Origin of the sequence: Mesorhizobium sp. M0052 (assembly GCF_040323255.1) — a bacterium.
Lineage (GTDB): Bacteria > Pseudomonadota > Alphaproteobacteria > Rhizobiales > Rhizobiaceae > Mesorhizobium.
This window is the reverse complement of sequence record NZ_JAMYUS010000021.1, coordinates 20219-32420: the sequence shown is the minus strand read 5'-3', so window position 1 is coordinate 32420 and position 12202 is coordinate 20219. Positions and strand designations below refer to the sequence as shown.

Sequence of the window (12202 nt, the reverse complement as noted above, 5' to 3'; positions counted from 1 at the left end):
GGTCTTGTGTATGAGTGAGCCATGGCCAGTTCCGTCACCAGCCAGAATTCCAAGCGCGCCGCGGTGCGCAAGGCGCTCGACCGCCACAAGGTCTACGTCACCGCGCAAAGCTTTTCCGGCGGCGTCTACTCGGCCCGCGTGCTGGTCGACGGCGAGGCCTACTGGGTCGACGAATTCCGGCTGAGCCAGCTGCAGCAGGGGCTGTCGCCGGCCGAGCTTGAGTTGATGCCGGCTGCTGACGATTGAGCGTGATCTTCGTTCCTTCGCACCGTGCTGGGAAATCTGAAATGTTGGCGGGACAGCACCCCCCTCTGTCCTGCCGGACATCTCCCCCGCAAGGGGGGAGATTGGCAGCTTCATCGACGGCGCCTCTCTTGCGACGGTGGGGATTGGCGAAAGCATCAGCGACATCCGATCTCCCTCCTTGCGGGGGAGATGTCCGGCAGGACAGAGGGGGGTGTGACGGAATGCGGCGCTGGGAAAGCGCCGCTCCTACCTGATCCATGCCAAACCCGCCCAAGCTCAAGGCCTATCGCGCCAAGCGCGAATTTACGAAGACGCCGGAACCGGCGGGCGGGGTCATTTCAGGCGACGGCAACCGCTTCGTCGTCCACAAGCATCACGCCACCGCCGACCATTACGATTTGCGCCTGCAGGTCGGCGGCGTGCTGAAAAGCTGGGCGGTGCCGCGCGGGCCCTCGCTCAACCCGGCCGACAAGCGGCTCGCAGTCGAGACCGAGGACCATCCGCTCGAATATATCGACTTCGAGGGCGTCATTCCCGAAGGCGAATATGGCGGCGGGCCGATGATCGTCTGGGACACCGGCACCTGGGCACCGATGGACGATGTCGACAAGAGCCTGCGCACCGGCGCCTTCAAGTTCCGGCTGGCCGGCGACAAGTTGAATGGCGGCTGGATGCTGACCCGTCTGAAGCCCAAGCCCGGCGAAGACAGCGAGAAGAAAAACTGGCTGCTGTTCAAGGAGCGCGATCTCGCCGCCGATACCGGCCTCGACATCCTGGAAGCGCGGCCGGAAAGCGTGCAGTCCGGCAAGCGGATCGAGGAGCTGGTGGCGCCGCCGAGGAAGCCGGCCCGCCTGCCGCCCAAGCCCGGCGCGCTGAAACCCGGCGCGTTGTCCGGTGCGGTCAGGGGCGATCCGCCGTCGCGCATCGAGCCGCAGCTCGCCACGCAGGTGCCGAAACCGCCGGGCGGGCCGGTGGAAGACACAGGTGAACTCTGGCTGCATGAAATAAAATTCGACGGCTATCGTACCATGGCGCATGTCGGAGATGGCGAGGTCAGGTTGATCACCCGCGGCGGCATCGACTGGACGAAGCGTTACGGCGACCTGCCGCAAGCCTTTTCCCGGCTACCGCTCAGCCAGGCGATCATCGACGGCGAGATCATGGTGCTGGACGAGAAGGGCATCTCGCGTTTCGCGCTGCTGCAGGATGCGCTGTCGGCGGGTGCGGGCAGCAAGCTCCATTTCTATGCCTTCGACCTGCTGCATCTCGACGGCTGGGACCTCCGCAAGGCGCCGCTCGCAAGACGCAAGGCCTTGCTCGCCGAACTGCTAGCCGGGCAGGGCGCCAACTCCGCCATCCAGCTGAGCGACCATGTCGAAGGCGACGGGCAGGGGCTTTACGATCAGGCCTCGATCCTTGGGCTGGAAGGCGTCGTCTCCAAGCGCGCCAACGCCATCTACCAGAGCGGCCGCACCAAGACCTGGACCAAGGTCAAGGCGCTGGAGACCGGCGATTTCATCATCGCCGGCTACACCGTTTCCGACGCGGCCGAAGGACTGGCGGCAATCGGCATGGCTGAATTCGCGGATGGTGAACTGCACTATCGCGGCAAGGTTGGCACCGGCTTCGATGCCGCGACGGCGGGCGACTTGCTGGCCCGGCTGCAGCCGCTGCGCGACGGCGCGACAGCACCCGAGGGTGTGCCGCGCGAGATCATGCGCGAGATGAAATGGGTGCGGCCGATGCTGTCGGCCCGCATCCACTACGCCAACCGAACGGCGGACAATTCGCTGCGCCACGGTGTGTTTCGGGGCTTGCGCGATGTCGGCCTGTCGACGCCGGTGTCGCCGAAGCGCAAGCGGCTGATCGCCGAAGCCGATCTCGCCACCATATGGGTGACCAATCCGGAGCGGCGGCTGTTCGGCAAGACCGGGCCGACCAAACTCGACATCGCCGTCTATTACGCGCTGGTCGGCGATTTCATGCTGCCGCACATTATGGGCCGCCCGGTGTCGCTGGTGCGCTGCCCGACGGGCCTGCCGAAGGACTGTTTCTTCCAGCGCCACGCCTTCACCGGCATGCCGCCCTCTGTGGTCACTTTTGACGCCACCAACTCCGAAGGTGAAACCAAATCCTATCTGTCGGTCGAGGGAGCAAAAGGCTATCTGGCGCTGGCGCAGTTCGGCGTCGTCGAGTTCCACACCTGGGGCACGCATCGCTTGAGCCTCGACAAGCCCGACCAGATCGTTTTCGATCTCGATCCGGGTGAGGGCATCGCCTGGCGCGAGGTGGTCGAGGCCGCCGTCCACATCAAGGGCGAATTGGAACGGCTCGGCCTGGTGCCGTTCGCCAAGACATCCGGCGGCGGCGGCATCCACATAACCGTGCCGGTGACGCAAAAGCAGAACTGGAAGAAGCTGCACCAGGCGACCAGCGCCATCTCCACGCATCTGGCGGCCACGGCGCCCGACACTTTCACCACCACAATGGGCAAGGAAAACCGGAAGCGCCGCATCTTCATCGACTACCACCGCAACGCGCGCGGCCACACCTCCGCGGCGCCTTATTCGCTGCGCGCCCGCACCAACCTGCCGGCGTCGACGCCGGTGAGCTGGAGCGACCTTGAGACGATCGATGCGCCGCAGGATCTGAACTATTCCTCGCTGCCGGGGTTGTTGGCGACCTCGGGCGACCCCTGGGCGGACATGGAGCATTTCGCGAGGGATTTGCCGTTGTTTTCGGGGAAGTAGATCGGGAGGTGTTGGCGATCCGGCACACCCCCCTCTGTCCTGCCGGACATCTCCCCCGCAAGGGGGGAGATCGGATGTCGCCTCTGCTTTCGCCAATCGCAAACCTTGCAAGAGGAGCGATAAGGTTGAAGCTGCCAATCTCCCCACTTGCGGGGGAGATGTCCGGCAGGACAGAGGGGGGTGTGCTGTCCCTCCGGCATGACTTACTTCCCCAAGTCCATCGACCATGCGGACAATTTGAATTATCCTCCGTCGGTGCCCTCCAGCTCACCTGGAAGGTTTCGTCAGGAATTTGCCGGTATATTTGGGGCCGGTGTAGGATTTCCGCAGCACCATTCGTCCTTTGGACGAAGCGCTGCAGTAAGCATGATCCCGAAACGTGGGAACCGGTTTTCGGTTAAGATCATGCTCAGTCTGAAATGTCAGTGCGTGGCCGCGTAGGAGAGTATCATGGCGCCCAGGGCAAGTTGGAAAGGTTACCTCAAGCTCAGCCTCGTCAGCTGTCCGGTTCGGCTCTATCCGGCAACGACGACCAGCGAGCGCATATCGTTCAACCAATTGCACAAGAAGACCCACAACCGCATCAACATGAAGCCGGTCGACCCTGAACTCGGCCTCGTCGAGCGCGCGGACTTGGTCAAGGGTTACGAATACGAGGACAAGCAGTACATCATCATCGATGAGGCCGACCTCGAAGCAGTGCGCATCGAATCCAATCACACGATGAACATCGAGGCCTTCGTCGACGAAGACGAGGTTGACGTCATCTATCAGGACGCGCCGTACTACATGGCGCCGGATGGCGCCATGGCGGAGGAAACCTTCGCCGTGCTGCGCGAGGCCATGCGCAAATCCGGCAAGCTGGCCATCGCCCGCCTTGTCCTGTCCAGCCGCGAGCGCGTGGTGACGATCGGCGCGCGCGAGAACGGCATGTTCGTCTGCACCTTGAGGAACCCGAACGAAGTGCGCGGCACGGCTGAATATTTCGGCAACATCCCTGCCGGCAAGCCCGATCCCGAAATGCTGCAATTGGCCGAAGCGCTGATCAAGCAGAAGGAAACCACCTTCGATCCGAAGAATTATGAGGACCGCTACGAGATCGCGCTGATGACGATGATCCGCGAGAAACTGAAGGGCCACAAGCCGATCATTGCGGCGGCGCCCGAGCGTGGCAATGTCATCAATCTCATGGACGCGTTGAAGGCGAGCCTGTCGCAATCAGCCAAGCCGCCGGCCAAGTCGAAGAGCAAGGCCGACGACGCTGAAAAACCTGCCGCCAAGGGCAAGGCGGGTGCGGCCAAGGAAAACCCGTTGAAGGCCAATCTGCTCAAGGCCGTCGGCAAGAGCAAGGGGTGACGGCGCCGACCGGTATAATCCCGGGCGCCGTCTTCGGCGCCATCGGCGCGCTGGCGGCATTTCCGCTGCGGCTTGCCGCGCGCGAGGTCGAGCGCCGGCACGGCCAATTGCGGCGCGGCGTTACCCGACGCACGACGCATGTCGTGTTCGGGCGCACGCTGCTTGCCAAGGCCGGCTTGGCGAAAGCCGGTGATGCCGAGATCGAACGCCGCGTCGCGGCCGAGCGCGCCGCGGGCCGCACGCTCCTTAGCGAAAATGGCTTCCTGCGCCTGCTCGGTCTGATGAAGGCGCCGGAGGCGTCTTCGCTGTCCAGGCAGTCGCTCGTCGACCAGTCTAGACTGTCCGGTGCCGACCTCGACCTGCTCAGCCTCTTCGACGCCTTCGAGCATGATGGCGAACCCTACTCGTTCCGCGATCTGATCCTTGCCCGCAAATATGCCGGGCTGGTCGCCGGCGGCGCATCCTGGGGCGCGATCGCGCGCTCCGTGCATCGCTCCGGTCCGGTCGCCTCGCTCCCCGCCAAATCGCTCAATGTCGGCTCGCAGCATGGCCGGCCCGGTGCGATCTATCTCGAAGGTGGCCAGAGCGAACTCGACGGCCAGCTGCTGTTTGATCTCGGCAGTGCAGCCGGCGACGACACGCTGGAGGACCTGTTCGCCGAGGCTAAAAGCGCGGAGGAGGAGGGCCGGCACGACGATGCCGCGGCGCTCTACCAACGCTGCCTCAGCATCGATCCGAGCGACGCCATCGCCGCGTTCAACCGCGCCAATTGCTTGCGTGGCGCCGGTCGCGTGGCCGACGCGGCGCATGACTATGCAAGAGCGATCAAGCTCGATCCGGCGTTCGTCGAGGCCTGGTTCAACCTCGCCGGGCTGATGAGCGACGAAGGCAAGATCGCCTCGGCGCGCCGGCATCTGGTCAAGGCCATCGCGCTCGACAAGAGCTACGCCGATCCGGTGTTCAACCTTGCCCGGCTGGAGTTCGACGCCGGCAATCTGACCGAAGCCCGCCGCCACTGGGTGCGCTATCTCGAACTCGATGCTGACAGCGAATGGGCGCGCACTGCGCAAAAGGGGATACAGTTCGTCGATCTGCAGCTGGCGCGGACGGCGGGGTGAGGCGCAATGGCAGCGCACCCCATGACCGCCTTCCTCTTCGACGGTAACGAAACCGCCGCGGTCACCATCTTGCTAGCCCACGGCGCCGGCGCCTCGATGGATTCGCCTTCGATGACCGCCACCGCCAAGGCGCTGGCCACCGCCGGCTTCCAGGTCGCGCGCTTCGAATTCCACTATATGGCGGCGCGACGCTATGGCCAGCGCAAGCCGCCGCCGCGCGCCGAGACGGTCAACCCGGAATACATCAAGGCCATCGCCGATCTGAGGGCGAGGGGCGTCGCTGGTCCGCTCATCATCGGCGGCAAGTCGATGGGCGGGCGCGTCGCCTCGATGGTCGCCGACGAGATGTTCGCCAAGGGCGAGATTTCGGGCCTCGTCTGCCTCGGCTATCCCTTTCATCCGCCGGCCAAGCCCGAGCAACTCAGGACAAAACATCTCGCCGACCTCAAGACGCCGACGCTGATCTTCCAGGGCACCCGCGACGAGTTCGGCACGAAAGAAGAGGTCGCGACCTACGGCCTTTCCAAAGCCATCGAGGTGATCTGGCTGGAGGATGGCGACCACGACCTGAAGCCGCGCAAGAGCGTGTCGGGGTTTTCGACCGCCGATCATTTGAAGACGCTGGCCGGGACGGTGAAGGCGTGGACAGGGCGGATCGTTTCCTGATCGCCAAATGAAAATCGCCACTTTCAATATCAACAACATCAACAGCCGGCTGCAAAACCTGCTGGCGTGGCTGGCGGCAGCCAAGCCCGATGTGGTCTGCCTGCAGGAGCTGAAGGCCCGCGACACGCAGTTTCCGCGCACGGCGCTTGCGGCGGCCTGCTATGGCGCGGTGTGGAAGGGCGAACCGACCTGGAATGGCGTCGCCATACTCGCGCGCGGGTCCAAGCCGGTGCTGACCCGTGACGTCCTGCCCGGCGATACCGCCGACAAGCAGAGCCGCTACATCGAGGCGGCCGTGAACGGCATCGTCATCGCTTGTCTCTACGCGCCCAATGGCAACCCGCAGCCGGGCCCGAAATTCCAGTACAAGCTGGCCTGGCATGAAAGGCTGGAGGCGCATGCCGCAGAACTCTTCGACACCGGCCTGCCGGTGGCGCTGGTCGGCGACTACAACATCGTGCCCGAGCCGCGCGACATCTACGCCACCCGCTCCTATGACGACAACGCGCTGGTGCAGCCGGAAAGCCGGGCGTCGTTCCAGCGTCTGCTCGAGCAGGGCTGGACCGATGCGCTGCGCAAGAAGCATCCGAAGGAAACGCTCTACACATTCTGGGACTACCGCCGCAACCGCTGGCCGCGCGATGCCGGGCTGCGGCTCGACCACATCTTGCTGTCGAAGAAACTGGCGCGCCGCCTCACCGCTGCCGGCATCGACCGCGATGTCAGAGGTGAGGACGGCGCCAGCGACCACGCGCCGGTATGGGCCGAATTGAAGTGAATTTGGCTGCGTGATCGCGCCCACTTTCGTGGGCGCAGTTTTGCACTATTTGTTTCGCTGCGGCGGCCGCATGATGAGCAAGGTGCGGCACCGGAGGGGGAGTCCGATGGACAGGTTGGCCGAAAGGCTGTTTGCGCTTCCGCTGCTGGCGGCCGCTTTGGCTTGTCTGGTGCGGGCGTATCTGCTGCTCGGCGACAGAGATTTCAGCTGGAGCGGGATCGATCACATGCTGCACGGCCCAGCCACGCTGCGACCGGTGGTGTTCCTGACCGTCGGCGGGCTTTGCCTGCTTGGCGCCCTGTTGTTCTGGGCCGGACTGCTGCCGGGTCGGCGAAGCCAGCCTGCTGGAACGCCGCTTTTTGGCCGCGACGCCGAGATCGACCCAAAGGGCCACCCCGGTCTGCGGCGCGCCTTCCTCATGTTGCCGGTGCTCGCCGTGTTGGCGCTGCTGGCCGACCACTTCCCTTGGGCGCGTGACGCCGGCCCAGGCGCTGAGGTGGCCGCCCCGAACGAACCCAAAGCCGAGCCGAAGGACCAGGGCATCGACGGTGTCCCGCCGGACCTGGCGACGCAACCGGCCCCGCCGAGTTCGCCGCAGGTCGCCATGCCGCCCGAGCCAACTCCGCCGGTGCAGGCAGCCAAACCGCCCGAGCCGGCGCAGCCTACGCCTCCGGCTGCTCCCCCTCAGCCGCCACAAGTCGCACTCGCTCCGGCGACACCGCCACCGGAGACTGCTCCACCGCCGGCTCCGGCCACGCCACCGCAAACCGTCGCGCCGTTGCCGCCGCCTCCGCCGGCGCTGCCGACCGAGCCCGACGGCCACCGCGACGCCGTCGTCTGGCTCGCCGTCTCGGCCAATGGCCGCGACGTCATGAGCGCCAGCACCGACCACATGATCAAGCTCTGGGACATCGCCGGCAAGCGGCTGATCCGCAACCTTGGTGAACACAAGGACATGGCGCGCACGGCGCTATTCATGCCCGACGGCGCAACCGCGCTGACCGCCGGCGACGATGGCGAGATCGTGCTGCGAAAGCTTGCCGACGGCACGGTGCTGCATGTCTTCTCGTCGGGCGCGAATGGCGGCGTGCGTAAGCTGGCGATCAGCCCGGACGGCAAGCGCGCCGTCAGTGGCCACGACACCGGCAACGTCATCGTCTGGGATCTCGTCAACAAATCGGTGCTGCATGTGATGATCGGACATGACTGGCCGATCAGCACGGTCGCAATCTCGCCCGACGGCACGCGCGCGCTGAGCGGCTCCATCGACGGCACGCTGAAATTCTGGGACGTCGAAAGCGGCAAGCAATTGCGAAGCTGGCACGGCCACGAGCAGGGCACTTACGGCGCTGTCTTCACCGCCGACGGCCATCATGTCGTCACCGGCAGCGGCGACTACACGATCAAGCTCTGGGACCTCGACACGTTTAGGGAATTGCGCCGCTTCGAGGGTCACGAAGGCACCGTCTATACGCTGGCGCTGTCGGCCGACGGCAAGCGCTTGGCCTCCGGCTCGCTCGACGGCACGGCGCGGCTGTGGGATGTCGGCACCGGCGGCCAGACCGCCATGTTCGACAGCCGCACCGGCCCGATCTACGCCGTTGCCTTCGCCACCGACGGCACGCTGCTCACCGGCGGCGACGATCGCACCATCAGGGATTGGCCGGCGGCTGGCGGCGATGGCGAGATCCTCTTTGCCGGCGCGGCGCAGTAGCGACATCAAATGCTTTGGATATTCCAGAACAGCCTGGCTTGCGCTATGAATTACTGGTGGCTGCAAATGGATTGGGGACCGTGAGCAACAACGACTGGGCCCAAAGTGGATACACCTGTCTACAGCCCGCCCACGTCGCGTCGCCGAGGGGTCCTTACCGTCGTTCTGGTGTTGCTGGCGGCTTTTGTGCTGCTCGGGCCTGGCCGAAATTACTATGTGCAGTGGTCAGCCATTAAGAAGATTCAAGCGGCTGTCCTGGCAAAGGATTATCGCGAGCAATTCCATCAGATCTCCGTGCTGGCCGACATGGGAAATGCTGACGCACAGTACAATCTGGGATTAATGTACTGGCGTGGGCAGGGTATTGCCCAAAATGACAGGCAGGCGACCTACTGGTGGGGCAAAGCAGCCGAGCAAGGAAATGCAGATGCGGCATCCTTGCTCGCCCAGGCCCGCGGCAGAGGGATAGCCAAGGATGAAAAATCCGCCGAATTCTGGTTGCTGGAGGCAGCCAAGGCGGGAAATGTCGAAGCAGAACTCAACCTTGGCAAGCTTTATTACACCGGGATCGGCGGCAAGCCGAACTATCCGGAATCTGCCAAGTGGTTTTCCACATCGGCAAGCCACGGAAATGCCGAGGCCAGGACCTTCCTCGAAATGATGAAGGAAAAAGGCCAGTTCGACAGCAAGACGCTGTGAGCTCAGGGTCAGGCAACGCCGATGACGTCGGTGAGGTCGTGTCATATAATGGACATCGGCAGCGGATACCAAAACTGTCTTTCATCAGTCAATTTCGGAGGCCGCTTATGCCTGCCGGCCATCTCCCCACTTGGGGGAGATCAGCAGCGTCGACGTCACGCCTTTCGTTTGCGGCGTGACACTCGCATCGCACGATGCGAAGACTCATTTGCCGCTGCATCTCGAGAATCCCATGCCCAACCTCCAGCTCGTCGAAGCCACGATCGCCGACCTGCGCCGGGCGCTGGAGGCCGGCACCGTCACCAGCGTCGAGCTGGTGGGCGCTTATCTCAGGCGCATCGCGCATTACGACCGCCATGGCATCGCGCTCAATGCCGTGCCGGTGCTTAACCCGGCAATGTTCGAGGAGGCGGCGGCGTCCGACCTGCGGCGGCGCAATGGTGCCACCCTCGGGCCGCTCGACGGCATCCCCTACACCGCCAAGGACAGCTATAAGGTGAAGGGCCTGACGGTGGCCGCCGGCTCGCCCGCCTTCGAGCATCTCGTCGCCAACGAGGACGCTTTCACCATTGCCAGGCTGAGGGCCGGTGGTGCTGTGCTGATCGGGCTGACCAACATGCCGCCTATGGCCAATGGCGGCATGCAGCGTGGCGTCTATGGCCGCGCCGAGAGCCCCTACAATGCCGACTATTTGACCGCCGCCTTCGCTTCCGGCTCGTCCAACGGCTCGGGCACGGCCACCGCCGCCAGCTTCGCCGCCTTCGGGCTGGGCGAGGAGACATGGTCTTCCGGCCGCGCGCCGGCGTCCAACAATGCACTTGTCGCCTACACGCCGTCGCGCGGCGTCATTTCGGTCAGGGGCAACTGGCCGCTGGTGCCGACCATGGATGTGGTGGTGCCGCACACGCGCGGCATTGCCGACATGCTGGAGTTGCTGGATGTGATCGTCGCCGACGATGCGGAGACGCGCGGCGATTTCTGGCGTGTGCAGCCCTGGGTGTCGATCGCGAAAAGCGCTGCTCTCAGGCCGCCAAGCTACACTACACTCGCCTTGGAGGGCTCGTTGAAAGGCAAACGCCTCGGCGTGCCGAAAATGTATATCGGCCGCGACGGCGGCGCGCCCAAACCCATCGAGACCCGCGCCTCGGTGCTCGACCTCTGGCGGCAGGCAGCGCGTGACCTGGAAAAGCTCGGCGCGGAGGTGGTCGAGGTCGATTTCCCCGTCGTCTCGAACTATGAGCGCGACCGTCCGGGCACAAAAACCATGGTCGAACGCGGGCTGGTGCCGGAAGCCTTCGCCGAGCGCGAAATCTGGGATCTCTGCATCTGGGGCTGGGACGATTTCCTGCGCGCCAATGCCGATCCGGCGATCCCCGATCTGGCTGCGGTCGACGGCCCAAAGATTTTCCCGCAGCCGCCGGGCGCGCTGCCGGACCGCTATGGCGACGACGGTTTCGATCTGGCCGACTACGTCACGAGCGCCAAGCAGGGCGTGATGCCATTGCTGGACATTCCAGCGCTGGCGGAAGGTCTGAAGGGATTGGAGGCGACGCGGCGCATCGACTTCGAGGACTGGCTGGACGAGCACAGGCTCGACGCCGTCGTGCTGCCGGCGGTCGCCGATGTCGGGTCGGCCAGCGCCGACGTCAACCAGACCTCAGCAGAAATCGCCTGGCGCAACGGCACCTGGGTCGCCAATGGCAATCTGGTGTGGCGTCATCTCGGCATTCCGACCGTCACCGTGCCTATGGGAACGATGGCCGATATCGGCATGCCGGTCGGGCTGACCTTTGCGGGCAAGGCCTATGATGATGCGGAGTTGCTGCGGCTCGCCGGCGATTACGAGCGCGCCACCCAACGCCGCACCAGCCCGCCGCGCACGCCGGAATTGCCGGACGATGTGTTTGCGGGGCGGCCTGGTGGATTGCGGGCCAGCGATGCGCCGGCGCCGAGGCTTACGCTTGTTGCCGAGACGATGCGGCGAGGAGACCAGGCCGAGATCGCCGTGACGGTTGAACTCGATGCGGAGACCGCTGACCTCAAGGTTCACGTCAATGGCGAACCGGTCGCTCTGCGGCGCAGCGGCACAAGCTTTCACGGTCGCATCCTGGTGCCGGCCGGCGAGCATGAAAGAATGCACAGTGTGCGGCGAGGCGCTTACGGCTCGATCGTTACGGCCGTCATGCGGCTGGAGGATGGACGCACGGCTGGTGCTTACGTGGTCGCGGGTGGAATCGGGTGAGGGTACAGGTAATCTCCCCAAGGGGGAGATCAGCAGCTTCGCCGTCTTGACCCTCCCATCGCCCGCGTTATCTTCGCGCCATGTCAAAACTCGCTCCCCTCATCGTCATCGATCTCCAGACCAACATGTTCGACGGGCGCGTCGAGCCGCCGATCCATGATGCGCCGGGCATAGCCGAGCGTACCCGCTCGCTGATCGGCTGGGCGCGGCGCGAGGGGCGCCGGATAGCGTTCGTGCGGCATGACGGGCCGGCCGGCGATCCGCTGGCTCCGGGCGAGCCGGGTTGGCCGGTATGGCCGGAACTCGGCCAGGCCAAGGACGAGCCGACATTCTCCAAGACCGTCCGCAACGCCTTCTCGAATGCCGAGCTTGGCGCCTGGGTGGCCGGGCAGGGGGCCGGCGAAGTCGTGCTCGCCGGAGCGCAAACCGATTTCTGCATCGCCGGCACCGTTGAGGGCGCCCTGGCCGAAGGCTTCGGCGTCACTGTCGTTTCCGATGCGCACTCGACGCTGGACACTGAAGGCGAAACCGCGACCGAGATCATCGCCCGGTACAATGCGGACTTCACCGATGCCGGCGTCACGCTGGTGACGACGAAGGCGCTGACCGGCGACTGAAGCACCGCGCTTCGAA

10 protein-coding genes are annotated in these 12202 nt (G+C 64.8%); all 10 read left to right on the top strand.

Annotated features, from left to right (window positions below; translation table 11 throughout):
- The first annotated feature begins 21 nt into the window (after window positions 1–21).
- Window positions 22–246 (top strand): hypothetical protein, encoded by a 225-nt coding sequence (locus NKJ77_RS24825; RefSeq protein WP_023689819.1) that lies wholly within the window; start codon window positions 22–24, stop codon window positions 244–246.
- A gap of 257 nt (window positions 247–503) precedes the next feature.
- Window positions 504–2996, top strand: a complete 2493-nt coding sequence (gene ligD / locus NKJ77_RS24820) for a DNA ligase D (RefSeq protein ID WP_352535885.1) — start codon at window positions 504–506, stop codon at window positions 2994–2996.
- Between the two features lie 450 nt (window positions 2997–3446).
- Complete coding sequence (ku, locus tag NKJ77_RS24815; RefSeq protein WP_023685883.1) at window positions 3447–4352, top strand: non-homologous end joining protein Ku; 906 nt, start codon at window positions 3447–3449, stop codon at window positions 4350–4352.
- Window positions 4349–5470, top strand: coding sequence for a tetratricopeptide repeat protein (locus NKJ77_RS24810; protein ID WP_023831050.1), 1122 nt, complete (start codon window positions 4349–4351; stop codon window positions 5468–5470). The genes ku and NKJ77_RS24810 overlap by 4 nt, the downstream gene beginning before the upstream one ends.
- Before the next feature lie 21 nt (window positions 5471–5491).
- The gene (locus NKJ77_RS24805) at window positions 5492–6136 is read left to right on the top strand and encodes an alpha/beta hydrolase family protein (RefSeq protein ID WP_023730397.1); all 645 of its coding nucleotides are present in this window, start codon (window positions 5492–5494) and stop codon (window positions 6134–6136) included.
- Between the two features lie 7 nt (window positions 6137–6143).
- Window positions 6144–6914: an exodeoxyribonuclease III gene (locus NKJ77_RS24800; RefSeq protein WP_023831048.1), complete on the top strand. Its 771-nt coding sequence runs from the start codon at window positions 6144–6146 to the stop codon at window positions 6912–6914.
- Between the two features lie 106 nt (window positions 6915–7020).
- Window positions 7021–8628, top strand: a complete 1608-nt coding sequence (locus NKJ77_RS24795; RefSeq protein WP_023831047.1) for a WD40 repeat domain-containing protein — start codon at window positions 7021–7023, stop codon at window positions 8626–8628.
- A 105-nt stretch (window positions 8629–8733) separates the two neighbouring features.
- Window positions 8734–9327 carry a tetratricopeptide repeat protein gene (locus NKJ77_RS24790; protein WP_155923946.1) on the top strand — a complete coding sequence of 198 codons (594 nt, stop codon included), beginning with the start codon at window positions 8734–8736 and terminating at the stop codon, window positions 9325–9327.
- Between the two features lie 232 nt (window positions 9328–9559).
- On the top strand, window positions 9560–11569 hold the full coding sequence (locus tag NKJ77_RS24785) for an amidase (protein ID WP_023831045.1): 2010 nt from the start codon (window positions 9560–9562) through the stop codon (window positions 11567–11569).
- 80 nt (window positions 11570–11649) lie between these two features.
- Window positions 11650–12186 (top strand): isochorismatase family protein, encoded by a 537-nt coding sequence (locus NKJ77_RS24780; RefSeq protein WP_023831044.1) that lies wholly within the window; start codon window positions 11650–11652, stop codon window positions 12184–12186.
- Window positions 12187–12202: the final 16 nt, after the last annotated feature.